A 16590-nucleotide genomic window follows, 5' to 3' on the forward strand; every position below is an offset into this window, starting at 1 on the left:
AAGTACCAATATTTTTCTTATAAATTTTATAACAGCCTTACCCTTCCTATTACATGATCGTATTACTTTGTTCAGCAAGTACATCAACACCATGCTGCTTTAAAAGCTCTACAAGTTTAATAAGTGGTAAGCCGATTAGTGTATTTGGGTCATTACCTTCTAGCTTTTCAAATAAGCAAATACCTAAGCCCTCGCTTTTAAAACTACCGGCACAGTTGTAAGGCTGTTCTGCGTGTAGGTAGTTTTCTATCTCTGCATATGAAAGTTCTTTAAAGTGCACTAAGAAAGGTTCAATTAATGCTGTGGTATAATCTAGGCCGCTGTCATAAACACATAGGCCAGTATAAAAGACTACGGTTTTATTACTAAACTTTTCTAATTGCTTAACGGCATTTTCAAAGTTATGGGGCTTCCCTAATATTTCACCATCACACAAGGCGACTTGATCTGAACCTATGATGAGCGCGTCAGAATGTTCATTAGCAACAGCTTTAGCTTTTTCAATCGCTAAACGCTCGACTAACTCGACAGGTGATTCATTTTCAAATGCGGTTTCATCAATATTTGGCTTCGCACAATCGAAAGGAAGATTAAGTTTTGCTAAAATTTCTTTACGGAAAGGGGAGGTAGAGCCTAAAATTAGTTTTTTCATTAATATCACTCAAAATATAAACAGATTGCAGTTAATATATGGGCTATATTGAATTTTTAAACAAATTTAGCTATTTTTCTTTTGACACAAGACGGTAGGCACTTTATTATGCGCGCCTTATGAAAAATCTTAAACTCCCGATAACGATAGACCCATCTAGAAGCGCACAACGAAAGTTAGTGTGTGACGGATACTTTGAAGTATCTGGGATGAATAGATTGCTTGCTGTGTGTGATGCACAATGTGAGCAAGTCCAAGTGAATGTTAATTTTGGTGTGGATGAACAGGGTTTGGTAGTAGTATCAGGCACTGCATCGGCAACGGTTGCATTGATTTGTCAGCGATGTACTGATGAGTTTGATTTGGCACTAGAAGTGAGTTTTACTTTTAGTCCAGTGAAAGACGAAGAAGCTGAAGCTGAGTTGCCGTCATATTATGACGCAATTGAATTAGATGAAAATGGCGAAGTTAACTTGCTAGAATTAGTGGAAGACGAGTTTTTACTTGCGATTCCTCTAATTCCAAGGCACTCAATTAAAGATTGTCAGTCTCCAGCTGATAGTGTTTGGGGCGAGTTGCCGGAAGAGCTAGAAAAACCGAACCCATTTGATGTATTGAAAAAACTTAAATAGTTAATTTTAACTAAACAACCGAATTTTTTAGGAGTAGGCAATGGCAGTTCAAAAGAGCAAAAAGTCTCGTTCAAGACGTGGCATGCGCCGTTCACATGACGCAGTAACGGCAACGCATTTATCAACAGATCCAGTATCTGGTGAAACTCACCGTCGCCACCATGTAACAGCTGACGGCTTTTACAAAGGTGTTAAAGTAATCAATAAGTAATCTGTAACGATTCTTTTGATTAATCTAACCATAGCGTTAGATGTTATGGGGGGCGATCAAGGCCCCCATGTAACACTTCCTGCTGCAATTCTAGCAGTAGCGAATTTACCTAATCTACATTTATTACTTTGTGGTGACGAGTCCGTCATTGTCGAAGCATTAGAAAAATCACAAATTTATCCTCATCCAAGAATAACTATTTATCCAACAACTGAAATTGTTGCGATGGATGATAAGCCAATTTTTGCCTTACGTCATAAAAAGAAATCATCAATGCGAAAAGCATTGGATTTAGTACATGATGGTCAAGCACAAGCTTGTGTTAGTGCGGGTAATACTGGCGCACTATTCTCTATGGCTCACTTTGTTTTAAAAACTTTACCTGGTGTTGAACGCCCCGCGTTAATTTCTGCTTTACCAACCAATAAACCTAAGCAACATGTCTTTATGTTGGACTTAGGTGCCAATGTATTTTGCGACTCTAGTGTCTTATATCAGTTTGCCATAATGGGCTCTGTGATGGCGAAAGAGGTGGATGGTATTGAGCGCCCTAAAGTGGCATTGTTGAATATGGGTGAGGAAGATAACAAGGGTAGTGATCACATCAAGCAAACGGCTAGTTATTTATTAGCTAACGAAAACATCAACTATATCGGTTTTATTGAAGGTAATGATATTTTTACTAATAAAGCTGATGTTATTGTTTGTGACGGTTTTGTCGGTAATGTTGCATTAAAAACCTGTGAAGGTGTGGCAAGAATGGTTTATAAGCAGTTGCAAGAAATCATCAAAAAACATTTTTTAGCTCAAATTATGGGCAAACTACTGTCTGGTACAATAAAAAAACTGTTTAAACCCATGAACCCCGACCAGTATAACGGTGCAAGTTTGATAGGATTGCGCGGTATTGTGGTGAAAAGTCACGGTAACGCAAATGTTACTGCTTTTTATACCGCGATTACAGAAGCTGTGACAGAGATCGAAAGACAAGTTCCAGCGAAAATTAAAGACCAGCTTGAACATAGTTTCTGCCATAAAGATTAGTTTTACTTTATCGCCACATGTTTAAACTAGCTGGAAAAATTATGACGACATAGGTGTTTTAATTACCTATGTTGCACAAACACAAAATATTACAATAATTTGGGTCTAACAATGCAAAACAATTTAGCGTTTGTCTTTCCTGGTCAAGGATCACAGTCACTAGCGATGCTAGCGGATTTTTCTGATCACGAAGTAGTGCAAAATACATTTTCTGAAGCATCTGATGCTTTGGGTTACGATTTGTGGCAATTAGTTCAGCAGGGGCCTGTTGAAAAGTTAAACCAAACAAACTTCACACAACCCGCTTTATTGACAGCTAGTGTTGCTATATGGCGCTTGTGGCAAGCATCTTCATCTGTAAAACCTACTATTTTAGCCGGACATAGTTTAGGTGAGTATTCTGCACTAGTGTGTGCTGGTGTGTTTTCTCTGGCTGATGCGGTTAAATTAGTAGAAAAACGTGGCGAATTTATGCAAGCTTCAGTTCCTGCAGGAACTGGTGCTATGTACGCTATCATCGGCTTGGCGGATGATAAAATTATTGAAGCTTGTGCTCAAGCAGCGCAGGGAGAAGTGGTTTCTGCAGTTAACTTTAACTCTCCAGGACAAGTTGTTATTGCTGGTAATAAAGCGGCAGTTGAGCGTGCTGGTGAGTTATGTAAAGAAGCAGGCGCTAAAAGAGCGTTGCCTTTACCTGTGAGTGTGCCTTCGCATTGTGCATTAATGAAGGATGCTGCTGATAAGTTAGCTGAAGAATTTAATAATATTACCTTTAATACGCCAAATATTTCAGTGGTTAATAATGTTGATGTTGCCATTGAAAGTTCGGCGCAAGCAATTAAAACTGCTTTAATAAAGCAATTATATAGTCCAGTACGTTGGACTGAAACCATTCAGTATTTAGCACAAAACGGTGTTGAGCAAGTAATTGAAGCGGGCCCAGGTAAAGTATTACAAGGTCTGTTAAAGCGCATCGACAAAACCATTAGTTGTCAATCTGTTAATGACAGTGCGTCATTAACCAAAGCATTAGAATCAGTAGAGTAAAAGATATGTTTTCATTAGAAGGAAAGGTCATTTTAGTGACCGGAGCTAGTCGTGGCATAGGTAAAGCTATTGCAACACAACTAAAAGAATTAGGCGGAACAGTTATCGGTACAGCAACATCAGAGCATGGTGCTGCTAATATCAGTGAATACTTGGGCGCAGATTGCGGTTTAGTGCTTAATGTAACTGATGATGATTCCATTAGTGCAATGTTTGATTTAATCAAAGAAAAGCACGGTGCAGTTGATATTTTGGTGAATAATGCCGGTATCACACGCGATAATTTGATGATGCGAATGAAAAATGACGAATGGAACGATATCATTGATACCAATCTTTCATCAGTATTTAAGATTAGTAAAGCGGTTCTTCGTTCAATGATGAAGAAACGCCACGGTCGCATTATTAATATTGGCTCTGTTGTCGGGACTATGGGTAATGCTGGTCAAGTTAACTATGCAACAGCTAAAGCGGGCTTAATTGGTTTCACTAAGTCATTAGCGCGTGAAGTAGCGTCTCGTGGTATTACTGTTAATACTGTATCTCCAGGTTTTATTGATACGGACATGACTCAAACATTAACTGATGAGCAAAAAGAAGGTATATTTGCGCAAGTTCCTGCTAACCGTTTAGGTAAGCCAGAAGAAATTGCCAATGCAGTTGCTTTTTTAGCATCAGACTCAGCAGCTTACATTACGGGTGAAACATTACACGTAAATGGCGGCATGTATATGGTTTAATCATACTCGCTCATTTGGGTGTTGTATTAAATTCGAACAAATAATAAACTGTCACAGGTTCGACCAGCAAAAAAGTAAAATTAGAAGCTTGCATGGTTGGCTCATGACGAATAAACTACATACAATTCTGAAAAATTGTATTTTCTAGTAAAGGAAAAAAAATGAGTACTATCATAGAACGCGTTAAAAAAATTACTATTGAGCAACTTGGTGTAAGCGAAGACGAAGTAAAAGTTGAAGCTTCATTTGTTGACGACTTAGGTGCTGACTCGTTAGACACTGTTGAATTAGTAATGGCGTTAGAAGAAGAATTTGATACTGAAATTCCAGATGAAGAAGCTGAGAAAATCACTACAGTTCAAGCTGCAATCGATTACGTTACTGCTAACCAGTAATAAGTAAACGAACGTTGTTGATTTCAGGCGGTTTAATTACCGCCTGATTTGTTTTTACCGTTTTAAAATATTGATAAGCTAACACTTAACCTAAGTTAAACTAAGCGTTAAGTACGCTGATATAAAACACCTTCTCTTATTCTACCCTATCGGAGGCAGCACATCTCATGAGACGCGTTGTAGTTACCGGTCTTGGCATGCTTAGCCCTTTAGGCAACAGCCCTGAATCAACCTGGCAAAACCTACTACTTGGACAAAGTGGTATTTCTGACATTACGCATTTTGATACTTCATTGTATCCAACGCGCTTTGCAGGTTTAGTAAAAGATTTTGATGCACAAGATTACATGGCTCGTAAAGAAGCCAAAAAAATGGATCTATTTATTCAATATGGCGTTGCAGCTGGTGTGCAAGCTGTTAAAGACTCAGGTCTAGAAATCACAGAAGAAAATGCTCAGCGTATCGGCGTTGCCGTTGGTTCGGGTATTGGTGGTTTAGGTCTAATTGAAGAAAATCATACTAAGTTATTAAAAAGTGGTCCGCGCAAGCTGTCACCATTTTTTGTACCTTCTACCATTATTAATATGATAGCAGGTCACTTATCAATTATGTTTGGTATGAAAGGCCCTAATATTTCTATTGTTACTGCTTGTACGAGTGGTGTACATAACATTGGCCACGCAGCACGTATGATTGCATACGGTGACGCTGATGCCATGGTTGCTGGTGGTGCAGAAAAAGCCTCAACAACGTTAGGTATGGGAGGCTTTGGCGCAGCACGTGCAATGTCAACCCGTAATGACGCACCACAACAAGCGTCTCGTCCTTGGGATAAAGACCGAGACGGCTTTGTTTTAGGCGACGGTGCAGGGGTACTTGTACTTGAAGAGTATGAACATGCGAAGGCTCGTGGCGCCAACATTTATGCAGAGCTTGCAGGCTTTGGCATGAGTGGCGATGCGTATCATATGACGTCACCACCTGCTGATGGTGCAGGCGCAGCGTTGGCAATGAAAAATGCCATTAACGATGCTAAAGTTGATATTGCTAAAATTGGTTATATTAATGCTCATGGTACATCAACACCTGCCGGTGATATTGCTGAAACGAATGCGGTGAAATCTGTATTTGGCGACTTAGCAAATAGCGTTATGGTCGGGTCGACTAAGTCAATGACTGGTCATTTGTTAGGTGCGGCAGGCGCGGTAGAAGCAATCTTTAGTATCCAAGCTTTAGTGAATAATGCAGTTCCACCAACCATTAACTTAGATAACCCTGATGAAGGTTGTGATCTCGATTATATTGCGCATACAGCGCGTGATGTGAACTTAGAGTATGCACTTTGTAATTCATTTGGTTTTGGTGGCACTAATGGTTCATTAATCTTTAAAAAAGTTTAATGAACGTATAGTGGCAATTACTATTGCTTGTTTATTCTAATAAATGTGAAATTTGTTGTAATACCACTTGAACTAACCGCATTAAGCCTGAATACTTAACCTAAGTATTCAGGTTTTTTTTATGGAAATTATGACCTTAAGTTTTGTTGATGAACAAGCACTCGATGTTATTTCAATTTACGACCGTGGTTTAGCGTATGGTGATGGCTGCTTTACCACCGCGTTAGTCCTTGACGGCAAAGTTGTTATGTTAGAGCAGCACTTAGCTCGCTTAACACTGCAGAGCCAAAGACTAGGCTTGCCTGACATTAATACCAGCTCAATTGCCGAGAAAATGTGCCAAGTGAGTAAAGATGTCAACAAAGGTGTTGTGAAAGTCATTGTGACTTGTGGCAGTGGTGGGCGCGGATATTCACGACTTGGCGCTAACCAAGCACAAGTTATTATTAGCCGTCATGACTACCCAAACTTTTATGATCAATGGCAAAAACACGGCATCACCGTTGGCATTAGTAAGCAGCAATTAGGTGTCAATCCTATGTTAGCCGGCTTAAAGCACTTAAATCGATTAGAGCAAGTGTTATTGAGGAAGGAACTAGACCAACGCTCAGAAGATGACTTATTGGTTACAGATATTAATGACAATATTACCGAATGCTGCAGCGCTAATGTCTTCTGGCAAAAAAATGGACAATGGCATACACCTTCATTAGCCAGTGCTGGCGTTTCAGGGATAATGCGCACGCGAATTATGAATTTGAATCCAGATGTTTTGGTAGGAGACTATAGGCTAACGGATATAGATAATATCGACGCTATGTTTATTAGTAATGCTATTTTAGGTATAGTGCCAGTCAAAATCTTTAACTTAAAAGTATTAGATATTTCCTTGGTAGAAGATATTCAAAAACAATGCTTAACCTTCGATAGTTGATTACCCAATACATGACGATATCTATGCAAAGCTTACCAAAAATCATCCGTACAATACTGGCATTTGTTGCAGTTATGTTTGTGGTAACTAGTATTGCCATTATTACTTTAGTGTATACCGCACAAACGAAAATTCAGCAAGCGATGGCAGTTGAAAAAATTGAACTTATTACTATTGAAAAAGGCAGTTCGTTTAATCAATTTTCAAAACAATTGGTCCAAAAAGGTTGGATCGAAAATCGCTTTTGGCTACGCAATTATGTGCGCTTTAATGCAGAACTTGCAAACATAAAGTCAGGTACTTATCAAGTTATACCTGAAACATCGCTTATTGATTTACTGAAAACGGTTGTCGCTGGAAAAGAGCACCAATTTAGTATTACTTTTATCGAAGGAACATCAATAAAGCAATGGCTTGAACTACTCGCAAAAACTAAAAATATAACCCATAAATTACCGGCTGTTTTCAATGAAGGCGTCGCGAATGAATTTTCTGTTTCTTTTGTCAATAATGACGAAAAGATGCAGGCGCTAGCTATACTTGCTCAACAATTTAACATTACAAGTAAAAACCCTGAAGGTTACTTCTACCCTGATACTTATGCTTTCTCGCTGGGCGACTCAGATATTGCCATTCTTAGCAGGGCACATAATAAAATGCTGCAAGAACTTGATAAACGCTGGCAAAAGCGTAATACCAACTTGCCTTATAAAACGAAGCATGAAGCACTAACGATGGCGTCGATTATTGAAAAAGAAAGTGGCAAGTATGCTGAACATGAAATAATTGCCTCGGTTTTTGTCAACAGACTCCATAAAAAAATGCGCTTACAAACCGACCCAACGGTAATCTATGGTTTAGGTGAGCACTACTATGGCGATATTAAATATAAGCACCTTCGAGGTAAAACGCCGTACAATACCCGAAAAATTAAAGGACTAACGCCTACGCCGATCGCAATGCCGGGTAAAAATGCCTTAGATGCTGCATTTTCACCTGCAACAACAGAGTTCTTGTATTTTGTTAGTAACGGTAACGGCGAACACATATTTTCGACTAACTTAGCCGATCATAATCGCGCGGTGACTGATTATCTGCGTAAGAAAAAGTAATTTTAGTATTTAAATTTAACGTTTAATCAAAGTATTTTGGAACATTTAACCATGAAAAAAGGTCAGTTTATTGTTGTCGAGGGCATTGAAGGTGCTGGCAAATCTTCAGCAATTAGCGTTATTGAAGCAGTATTAGAAAAGCATGGTATTGCTTATATAAAAACCCGAGAACCGGGTGGTACGCCGTTGGCCGAATCATTACGTGATATTGTTAAATCTGCTAGCCATGATGAAGTCTTAACGCAAGAAACTGAGTTATTGCTAATGTATGCAAGTCGCAGCCAACTTTTAGCAAATAGAATATTACCAGCATTAGAACAAGGTACTTGGGTGATTGGCGATCGTCATGATTTATCTTCTCGTGCATACCAAGGTGGTGGTCGACAATTTGATGATGAAATAATGAATGCGATTGCTGATGTTACCCTGAAAGGATTTACACCAGATTTAACGGTTTATTTAGACCTTGCACCCGAATTAGGTTTAGGTCGAGCGCAAGCACGTGGTGAACTTGATCGTATCGAATTAGAAAAAATTGAGTTTTTTGAGCGAGTACGAAATAAGTACCTTGAATTGGCAACAGCCTCAGAAAGCACTGATATTATTGATGCTAGTCAGACAATGGGCAAAGTGCATAAAGATGTCGCTCGTACCGTAGAAAGTTTCATAGCAAAAGAGCAAGGCTAATCATGCAAGCATGGCTAAAAACAACTCAGCAACAGCTTTCAAGGCAAGTACAATCGAACAAGTTGCCGCATGCTTTGTTGTTTTCTGGTGTAAAAGGTGCAGGGCATGAAGAGCTTGCTTTGTGGTTAACTCAGATTTTGCTATGTCAGCACTATTATGTTGATGATCTAAATATATTGCATGCTTGTAAGCAATGTAAAGCTTGTAAATTGTCTGCCAGTAATAGTTATCCTGATCATATAACTCTAAGTACAGATAAAGCGACGATAGGTGTTGATGAGGTTCGCAAACTCAGCCAGTTTTTTGAGAAAACAGCGCATATTGGCACTGCGAAAACTGCTTGGGTTAAACAAGCTGATACCATGACTGTTTCAGCAGCTAACGCCTTATTGAAAACTTTAGAAGAGCCAACAGTTAATAGTTTTATTATATTAACAACCAATAGCGCTGAAACCTTGTTGCCAACTATCATAAGCCGATGTCAGCAGTTTAAAATACGTCCGCCGATGGGCGAAAACCTATTCGCAGCATTTTCTACAGATGATGGTCAACAGGCTAGCTTACAAGACAATCAGAAAAAATCTGATTTATTTGCTAACCTTAGTCATTATAGTGAATTGTCTGATGCAAGTGTTGCCAACGACTTTCAAACATTTCGTAATAATATCAAACAGTACCTATGCTATCATGCGCACCGGGCTGAATTACTTAAAGCACTGGTTGATAACAGCAACGCGATGCGCTGGTTTGAGAAAGTTATTGTCGATTTAACACGTGAGCAATGGCGTTGGAGCATGACTAAATCAAGTGGTGTAGAAATTAACTTAGATGCTGAGCAACTTTGGCAAATATATCGTTTAATACAAACTGCGAATATGAAATTGAAAACACTAGTACAAGTGAACCGACAATTTTTAAGTGAGAAGCTTTTGGTTGATATCAGCCGCATAGTTTATAGTGCAGGGGACTAGTTTTGGAAAATATCAGGCTTGAATTTATTACCGATCGTGATTTGTATCAATCCTATATGCCTTTTATGAAAAAGGGCGGGTTGTTTATACGTACCACTGAGCCGATTGAATTGGCAACTGATGTAAAATTAATTGTGATACTGCCAGACTCTTTAGAATCTTCGGAGGTTATTGGTAAAGTGTCTTGGATCACGCCAATTGGTGTACAAAGCGGTACGCCGGCGGGCATTGGCGTCAGCTTTATTAGTGACCCAGATAATATTCGCAGTCAAATAGATAAAGCTATTGGTCGTTTACTTAACTCTTCTGATCCCACCTTATCAATGTAAGAAAATAGCGATATATTTTCTGACGGTAGTACTGGCTAATCTGGTCTTCATCATTAGATAAAACGCTAAAAATAAAAATTGTATAATAAAATAACACTTTCGTGTGGAGTAACCTTGTGTTTATAGATTCCCATTGTCATTTAGATAGATTAAAACTTGAAGAATTTGATAATAATTTAGATAACGTCGTTAACGCGGCACTTGAAAATAACGTCAACACACTTTTATGCGTCAGTGTGACGCTAGAAGAATTTCCTGCAATGGCTGAGAAAACAGCTAAGTATGACAATGTTTGGCTAACCTGTGGTGCACACCCGCTAAATCAAGATGATGAAATAAACCCAGAGCAATTGCAGGAATTGGCGACAAATCCAAGGGTTGTTGCTATTGGTGAAACAGGCTTAGATTATTTTTACGCACCAGAAACTAAGCAAGTTCAATTAGATTCTTTTCGTAAACACGTACGTGTCGCCAATCAATTGAACAAGCCATTAATTATTCATACTCGAGATGCTCAGGAAGATACGTTAGCAATATTACGTGAAGAGCATGCAGAAAATGTTGGCGGCATATTACACTGTTTTACCGAAAGTTGGGAAATGGCAGAGCAAGCAATCGCTATGGGGTTTTATATTTCATTCTCAGGTATCGTCACCTTTAAAAATGCCAGTGCATTGAGGGAAGTGGCAAAGAAAGTACCTGCTGATCGATTCCTTATTGAAACTGATGCGCCTTATCTTGCGCCAGTGCCACATCGAGGTAAACAAAACCAACCAGCCTATGTTGTTGAAGTAGCTAAGCACCTTGCTAGTATTCGCGGCACATCTGTTGCTGAAATTGCTAAGCAATCAACTGATAACTTCCATCGCTTATTTGCGCAAACTAAAGCGTAATATTTACTAGAGCATTTACTGGGAAGGTTATTAGTAGGTTATTTAGAATAAAGGCATAAAAATAGCCCAAAATCACTGCTGATTTTGGGCTCAGGGGATGGCTCAAAAGGAGATGAGCCTGCGCTAATAAACTGTCAAATAAAATTAACGATAACCAGTAAAATCTAAACTACTTTAAAAATTACTCTACTGACTAGCGGTAGAGTTATATATTGCGAGCAACAGGTTGATAAGTAACCTGTAGAATTAAGTGTAGTGTAAGCTTAATTAAATGCAAAAATATTTCTATAATAACTATGATATTGAAAAATAAGAATTTAGAATGGATTTTTGTTTGATGATATTGATATGTTGAAAATATTACCCACCGCTTGTCTACTGCTTTTGCACAGTTTTCTTACAGGTTGGTAGCGGTCGTTAGCTAGGCAATAATAGTTTTGTGTGTCATGATATTTTTATAATAAAAATACATTAATTGTTATTCCCAAGCCATCTGAAGATGTCTGAAATTGCATATTTAAGTGACTTGGGTATATAAGAGAGTAGGTTTGTTAAGTCGTATTTGGAGTGGTTTTTTCTTTGTTGCCTTTATTTCTGCGCTAATACAATGGTTAGTCTTTGATCAGGTATTAGTTTTTGAGCAAATCGTCAATGCTATTTTTGATATGTCAAAAGTGACCGTTGATATTGCGATTGGTTTAATTGGTGTGTTGAGCTTTTGGCTTGGTATGATGAAAATTGCTGAGCATGCCGGTATTATTGATAAGCTGGCTCAAATAATTTCGCCGTTATTTACGCGATTAATGCCAGGTGTGCCAAAAGGTCATCCAGCCATTGGTTCGATGACCATGAACTTATCGGCCAATTTTCTTGGTTTGGACAATGCAGCGACTCCGCTGGGATTAAAAGCGATGCAAGACTTACAATCGCTTAATACCAATAAAAATACAGCAACTAACGCACAAATATTATTTTTGGTGTTAAATACCTCTTCTGTAACCTTATTTCCCATAACCGTTTTTGTCTATCGTGCTCAGCAAGGTGCATTAAACCCAACCGATGTTTTTGTACCGATTTTATTAGCGACAACGGCATCAACACTTGCAGGTTTATTTGCCGTTGCTTTTGTGCAAAAAATAAAACTCTACCAACAAACTGTTATGCTTTATCTTTCTGCTGGTATTGCTTTAATTGGTGGTGTCGCAGCATATTTTGCCACGTTAAGTGCCGACTTATTAGCGCAGCAGTCGTCTTTGATGGGCAACTTATTAATTTTTTCAACCTTGATAAGTTTTATTTTCTTCGCGTTAAAGCGGCAAGTAAATGTTTATGACAGCTTTATCGAAGGGGCAAAACAGGGTTTTGAAACCAGTATAAAACTCATCCCTTATTTATTAGCTATGCTGTGTGCGATTGGCGTATTTAGGGCAAGTGGCGCATTAGATCTTATCGTTGAAGCGATTAGAACGGTGGTTACTTATTTTAATGCTGATACAAGATTTGTTGATGCCTTACCTACCGCGTTTATGAATCCGTTGAGTGGTTCAGGTGCTAGAGCTATGATGATTGAAACCATGAGTACCCATGGTGCGGACTCTTTTGCCGGACGATTAGCTTCTATTGTTCAAGGCTCGACAGAAACTACTTTTTATGTCTTGGCGGTGTATTTCGGCTCAGTGGGAATACGTTACAGTCGTCATGCTTTAGCTTGTGGCCTTATTGCCGACTTTGCTGGTATTAGTGCCGCAATTGGGGTGTGTTATTGGTTTTTTGGTTAGTTGTTTTTAACATGGCGGCGTTTACTCATCTTGGCGTTCTGTCTGTGATAAGCCCATGCTTATCACAGCAGGGAACTATATAGGCCTATTTACATGCCCTTATATTGAATAAAAGCGATGACCAAATAGGTTACCTCCATCACAAATTTATGGGATTGTTGAATTATTACAATTGGTTACAAAAATAACTCGCCACTTGGTTATGTTGTTTGTTAAGCTAGCGTTTCGTAGAATAAATGAACGATTATCTTTTCAGATTTATTTAAGTTTAAGTGACACCTACTAAAGGAATAGTAATGAAGTTATTTTTTGCCGCGCTAAGCGCAACTCTGCTAACAATAAACCCTGCCAATGCCGAATCAAAAGTATTGTTTGATGTTCAAGAACATTGTCAGTCTAGAGAAACAACTCAAGGTGTACGTTATATTCCACCTTGTACTTTACCTGACCGCGAATATACATTCAGTTTGCCTGAAAACAATAACACCGTAAAAAGCCCAAGTTTAGAGGTTAATTTTCAGTGTCAATCTATGCGGCCATTAAGTTTTCAGTACCAACTTAGCCGAGATGGCAATATTGTTTCAACCGGGAATCTTGCAGGTACGCGTGATAGTGATGAAAGGTCATCATTTTCATTAAATAGCCTCGCGGCTGATTACACTTTTAAGTTAATAAAAATGGAAGGTGGCAGTGGTTTTCAAGCGATAAAACCTGGCTGTCAATTGATTGCCACAACCGTTGACAACGAGATAAAAATCGAGCAACTTGCCGAGCAGAGCAAAATTAACATTGCTCTATTGGAAGCCACCACCAGAGCGCTTGCGAAAAAAAATACCCACTTCTTCAAATTCGAACTTATTAATAACAAGTACTGGTTAACAACGCTTGAACAGCTTTTGACATCAGAAAGTAGCACGACGATAGCAATTGTTAATAACGCTGTTGAGCAATTCGAAAAAGCCTTGGCACTGTGTCGTACATCTTATTGTTATAACTCCTCGGCTAAAGAAGTTGAAACTATTAATCATAATAGTGAACAATATTTACTTGCGACGAAACAGCATTTGGATGATCTATTAGAAGCTTATGATTTTGGCAATGAAAAAATCACCGATGAAATTACGGCTTGGCTGCAATTACGAACGTTGATTAATAAAGCCTTATTTCCTAATGAAGAAAATAGTGATTAGTTTATTAGCTATACTTTGATTTTTTGAAAAGTCCCCTTCATTGTAAGGGGGTTTTATCTGTACCATCGCTCAAGTACCTCTTGCAGATTCCATTGCTTCGTTTTCACTTCATCAATAAATAACACTACATAGTAATGGTGGCTCGTTACCGCATAGACACAAACATCAATGATGAACACTTGTGTGAGAAAATGCAGTTTATCTTCACCATATAAAAAAGCCCATCGAACACAATGGTAATAAGACGTTTTCACTAAACTGATTTGTTGCTTCCTTTTGGGAGACCATAAGTCACGAGATGAAATCATAGTGCGAATTTGGCCTAGTACAAAAGCTAGTATTGTTCAATTTAGAGTGGGTGTACTATTAATTATTTATCTTGGCACATTGAACAATCTCGGTCATGACGAGAGCAATACCCCTATGTATAAATACAGCTACTGGCTCCGAATCTATAAAATGGCAAAGTTACTTTATTTGGTATGAATTCACATACAGCTTAGCAATAGAAGATATGTCAAATTACGCACGCTGAGTGAACTGAGCAGCCTACGCTCCCCTTGTTACTCATATTGGACTTTATTGCAAAAATGTTTCCTTGAGGTAGGTGAAATACTGCATCTTAGAGGGAAAAATATTAGTCCAGTGAATAGAATATTAGTTATTCTCATTACATTACAAACGGTTATTGCCATTTTATTATTGCTATTTGTTATCTTAAGTGGGTATTTTATGCGCTTTATTACGACTAATGTCTAATTAATATTGTCGACAATATTTAGGTTGGTGCATTGACTATTTGCTGTAAAACGCTATTATTGCTTCAGTATTTTCAAATGTGTCGACAATTATGGCTTTGGATAACCCCACCACACAAGCGGTAGTGACTACCGCAGATAAAGTATTTGATCAAATGCTACATGCTATTGTTGAAGGCACGATAAAAGCTGGCAGTAAAATCAGTGAGCCCGAGCTAGCAAAGCACTATCAAATTAGTCGTTCAACATTGCGAGAAGCGCTAAATCGTCTTGAGAAATGTCATTTAATTGAGCGAAAAGCCAATGTCGGTTCACGTGTAGTTGAATGTTCAATTGCCGGCTTGTTAGAAATTTATATAGTGCGAGAAGCACTTGAAGGTATGGCATGTCGACAAGCGGCACACAACATGACTGATGATGAAATTATAGAAATGAAAGCGATGCTTGCACAGCACGCAAATTCTAAGGCTTTACGTGATGGAGTTTCTTATTATCAAGAAGAAGGCGATTTAGACTTTCATTATAAAGTCATTTTAGGCAGTCATAATCAACAATTAATCAACATTTTATGTGGGCAATTATATCACCTTGTTCGTATGTACCGATGCCAGTTTGGCATGAACAGTCCGCGTGCGACTAAAGCCTTTGATGAGCATTCGCGCATTATCGATGCTATCGCTGACAGGGATGGTGAATTAGCTGAAATGCTAATGAGGCGACATATCGCCGCGTCAAGAAAAAACATTGAAAACAAGATTAGTCAGCAATTATAACGTCAGAATATATAGAACGTTTTAATTAATTTATTACAACATTTATCATTTTAAAAGGACAACGATATGTCTACAAATTTATCTTCAAATAACCTGTCTCCTGGCGCTAAGTTTCGCCAAGCATTAGAAAATAACAAGCCTTTACAAGTTGTAGGTACTATTAATGCCTACTGCGCAATGATGGCTGAACAGTTAGGACATCAAGCTATTTATCTGTCTGGCGGTGGTGTGGCGAATGCTTCTTATGGTTTACCTGATTTAGGCATGACATCACTTAATGATGTGATTGCAGATGTTGCTCGTATTACTTCAGCTTCAAGTTTACCGTTATTAGTTGATATTGATACCGGTTGGGGTGGCGCATTCAATATTGCAAAAACTATTCGTGATATGGAAAAAGCCGGTGCTGCAGCGGTGCATATTGAAGATCAAGTTGCACAAAAACGCTGTGGTCATCGTCCAAACAAAGAAATTGTTTCAACAGACGAAATGGCTGATCGTATTCGCGCTGCTGTTGATGCACGTATAGACCCTGATTTCTTCATTATGGCGCGCACAGATGCGTTTGCTCAAGAAGGTTTAGCAGCGGCACTTGAACGTGCTAAAGCTTATGTAGCAGCAGGCGCTGATGGTATTTTCGCTGAAGCGGTTAAAACTGAGGAGCACTACAGAGCTTTTACACAAGCATTAGATGTACCTGTACTTGCCAACATTACTGAGTTCGGTCAAACGGAATTATGGAATAAAGAGCAGTTAGGAGAATGGGGTTGTGCGATGGTGCTTTATCCATTATCAGCATTTAGAGCAATGAACAAAGCTGCTGAATCTGTTTATAAAACTTTATTAGCGGATGGCGACCAAAAAGCAGAAATCGATAATATGCAAACACGTATGGATTTATACGACTACCTTGGTTATCACGACTATGAGCAAAAGCTTGATGTGCTTTTTTCTGAAGGTAAAAATAAATAGCACATAAAGTGCGAGACAAATAAAAATAAATTTAGTTACTCAGCAATATTTTGAGCGATTAAAAAATAATGA

Annotated in this window: 19 protein-coding genes; 17 read left to right on the forward strand and 2 right to left on the reverse strand. The window is 38.5% G+C overall.

Translation table 11 applies throughout. From position 1 onward, the window contains the following. Window positions 1-49: 49 nt before the first annotated feature. Entirely contained in the window at window positions 50-652 is a 603-nt protein-coding gene (locus tag B7C41_RS02365) for a Maf family protein (RefSeq protein ID WP_085297145.1), read from the reverse strand. 119 nt (window positions 653-771) lie between these two features. Between B7C41_RS02365 and yceD the strand changes: the two genes are divergently transcribed. From yceD to B7C41_RS02440, 15 genes are all read left to right on the forward strand, one after another. Continuing rightward, window positions 772-1284 carry a 23S rRNA accumulation protein YceD gene (yceD, locus tag B7C41_RS02370; RefSeq protein ID WP_085297146.1) on the forward strand — a complete coding sequence of 171 codons (513 nt, stop codon included), beginning with the start codon at window positions 772-774 and terminating at the stop codon, window positions 1282-1284. A gap of 40 nt (window positions 1285-1324) precedes the next feature. Continuing rightward, complete coding sequence (gene rpmF / locus B7C41_RS02375; RefSeq protein WP_077286058.1) at window positions 1325-1495, forward strand: 50S ribosomal protein L32; 171 nt, start codon at window positions 1325-1327, stop codon at window positions 1493-1495. A gap of 9 nt (window positions 1496-1504) precedes the next feature. Beyond that, the gene (plsX, locus tag B7C41_RS02380) at window positions 1505-2539 is read left to right on the forward strand and encodes a phosphate acyltransferase PlsX (protein ID WP_268875396.1); all 1035 of its coding nucleotides are present in this window, start codon (window positions 1505-1507) and stop codon (window positions 2537-2539) included. 111 nt (window positions 2540-2650) lie between these two features. Beyond that, the gene (gene fabD / locus B7C41_RS02385; RefSeq protein ID WP_085297147.1) at window positions 2651-3586 is read left to right on the forward strand and encodes an ACP S-malonyltransferase; all 936 of its coding nucleotides are present in this window, start codon (window positions 2651-2653) and stop codon (window positions 3584-3586) included. A 5-nt stretch (window positions 3587-3591) separates the two neighbouring features. Next, window positions 3592-4326, forward strand: a complete 735-nt coding sequence (gene fabG, locus B7C41_RS02390; protein WP_085297148.1) for a 3-oxoacyl-ACP reductase FabG — start codon at window positions 3592-3594, stop codon at window positions 4324-4326. A gap of 161 nt (window positions 4327-4487) precedes the next feature. Continuing rightward, entirely contained in the window at window positions 4488-4721 is a 234-nt protein-coding gene (gene acpP, locus B7C41_RS02395) for an acyl carrier protein (RefSeq protein ID WP_085297149.1), read from the forward strand. A 167-nt stretch (window positions 4722-4888) separates the two neighbouring features. Next, on the forward strand, window positions 4889-6121 hold the full coding sequence (gene fabF / locus B7C41_RS02400; protein ID WP_085297150.1) for a beta-ketoacyl-ACP synthase II: 1233 nt from the start codon (window positions 4889-4891) through the stop codon (window positions 6119-6121). 121 nt (window positions 6122-6242) lie between these two features. After that, window positions 6243-7055: an aminodeoxychorismate lyase gene (gene pabC, locus B7C41_RS02405; RefSeq protein WP_085297151.1), complete on the forward strand. Its 813-nt coding sequence runs from the start codon at window positions 6243-6245 to the stop codon at window positions 7053-7055. Between the two features lie 11 nt (window positions 7056-7066). Then, a complete protein-coding gene (mltG, locus tag B7C41_RS02410) occupies window positions 7067-8167 on the forward strand; it encodes an endolytic transglycosylase MltG (protein ID WP_143764266.1) in 1101 nt (366 codons plus the stop codon). A 51-nt stretch (window positions 8168-8218) separates the two neighbouring features. Further along, window positions 8219-8854, forward strand: a complete 636-nt coding sequence (tmk, locus tag B7C41_RS02415; RefSeq protein ID WP_085297152.1) for a dTMP kinase — start codon at window positions 8219-8221, stop codon at window positions 8852-8854. A gap of 2 nt (window positions 8855-8856) precedes the next feature. Next, entirely contained in the window at window positions 8857-9825 is a 969-nt protein-coding gene (locus tag B7C41_RS02420) for a DNA polymerase III subunit (RefSeq protein ID WP_085297153.1), read from the forward strand. A 2-nt stretch (window positions 9826-9827) separates the two neighbouring features. Next, the gene (locus tag B7C41_RS02425; RefSeq protein WP_085297154.1) at window positions 9828-10154 is read left to right on the forward strand and encodes a PilZ domain-containing protein; all 327 of its coding nucleotides are present in this window, start codon (window positions 9828-9830) and stop codon (window positions 10152-10154) included. Between the two features lie 116 nt (window positions 10155-10270). Beyond that, window positions 10271-11047: a TatD family hydrolase gene (locus tag B7C41_RS02430; RefSeq protein WP_085297155.1), complete on the forward strand. Its 777-nt coding sequence runs from the start codon at window positions 10271-10273 to the stop codon at window positions 11045-11047. A 548-nt stretch (window positions 11048-11595) separates the two neighbouring features. Then, window positions 11596-12825: a nucleoside recognition domain-containing protein gene (locus tag B7C41_RS02435; protein WP_085297156.1), complete on the forward strand. Its 1230-nt coding sequence runs from the start codon at window positions 11596-11598 to the stop codon at window positions 12823-12825. 296 nt (window positions 12826-13121) lie between these two features. After that, window positions 13122-14015 (forward strand): hypothetical protein, encoded by an 894-nt coding sequence (locus B7C41_RS02440; RefSeq protein ID WP_085297157.1) that lies wholly within the window; start codon window positions 13122-13124, stop codon window positions 14013-14015. A 53-nt stretch (window positions 14016-14068) separates the two neighbouring features. Here B7C41_RS02440 and B7C41_RS20110 read toward each other — a convergent pair whose 3' ends face one another. Further along, entirely contained in the window at window positions 14069-14323 is a 255-nt protein-coding gene (locus B7C41_RS20110; protein ID WP_158089072.1) for a hypothetical protein, read from the reverse strand. Between the two features lie 542 nt (window positions 14324-14865). Between B7C41_RS20110 and B7C41_RS02445 the strand changes: the two genes are divergently transcribed. Together B7C41_RS02445 and prpB are read left to right on the forward strand one after the other, a co-directional pair. Then, complete coding sequence (locus tag B7C41_RS02445) at window positions 14866-15546, forward strand: GntR family transcriptional regulator (protein WP_085297158.1); 681 nt, start codon at window positions 14866-14868, stop codon at window positions 15544-15546. Window positions 15547-15612: 66 nt separating this feature from the next. After that, on the forward strand, window positions 15613-16518 hold the full coding sequence (gene prpB, locus B7C41_RS02450) for a methylisocitrate lyase (RefSeq protein WP_085297159.1): 906 nt from the start codon (window positions 15613-15615) through the stop codon (window positions 16516-16518). Window positions 16519-16590: the final 72 nt, after the last annotated feature.

Origin of the sequence: Cognaticolwellia mytili (assembly GCF_002104475.1) — a bacterium.
Lineage (GTDB): Bacteria > Pseudomonadota > Gammaproteobacteria > Enterobacterales > Alteromonadaceae > Cognaticolwellia > Cognaticolwellia mytili.

Coding starts and splice junctions, on each gene's coding strand:
- B7C41_RS02365 (WP_085297145.1), bottom strand. CDS start 652: ATGAAAAAACTAATTTTAGGCTCTACCTCCCCTTTCCGTAAAGAAATT.
- yceD (WP_085297146.1), top strand. CDS start 772: ATGAAAAATCTTAAACTCCCGATAACGATAGACCCATCTAGAAGCGCA.
- rpmF (WP_077286058.1), top strand. CDS start 1,325: ATGGCAGTTCAAAAGAGCAAAAAGTCTCGTTCAAGACGTGGCATGCGC.
- fabD (WP_085297147.1), top strand. CDS start 2,651: ATGCAAAACAATTTAGCGTTTGTCTTTCCTGGTCAAGGATCACAGTCA.
- fabG (WP_085297148.1), top strand. CDS start 3,592: ATGTTTTCATTAGAAGGAAAGGTCATTTTAGTGACCGGAGCTAGTCGT.
- acpP (WP_085297149.1), top strand. CDS start 4,488: ATGAGTACTATCATAGAACGCGTTAAAAAAATTACTATTGAGCAACTT.
- fabF (WP_085297150.1), top strand. CDS start 4,889: ATGAGACGCGTTGTAGTTACCGGTCTTGGCATGCTTAGCCCTTTAGGC.
- pabC (WP_085297151.1), top strand. CDS start 6,243: ATGGAAATTATGACCTTAAGTTTTGTTGATGAACAAGCACTCGATGTT.
- mltG (WP_143764266.1), top strand. CDS start 7,067: ATGACGATATCTATGCAAAGCTTACCAAAAATCATCCGTACAATACTG.
- tmk (WP_085297152.1), top strand. CDS start 8,219: ATGAAAAAAGGTCAGTTTATTGTTGTCGAGGGCATTGAAGGTGCTGGC.
- B7C41_RS02420 (WP_085297153.1), top strand. CDS start 8,857: ATGCAAGCATGGCTAAAAACAACTCAGCAACAGCTTTCAAGGCAAGTA.
- B7C41_RS02440 (WP_085297157.1), top strand. CDS start 13,122: ATGAAGTTATTTTTTGCCGCGCTAAGCGCAACTCTGCTAACAATAAAC.
- B7C41_RS20110 (WP_158089072.1), bottom strand. CDS start 14,323: ATGATTTCATCTCGTGACTTATGGTCTCCCAAAAGGAAGCAACAAATC.
- B7C41_RS02445 (WP_085297158.1), top strand. CDS start 14,866: ATGGCTTTGGATAACCCCACCACACAAGCGGTAGTGACTACCGCAGAT.
- prpB (WP_085297159.1), top strand. CDS start 15,613: ATGTCTACAAATTTATCTTCAAATAACCTGTCTCCTGGCGCTAAGTTT.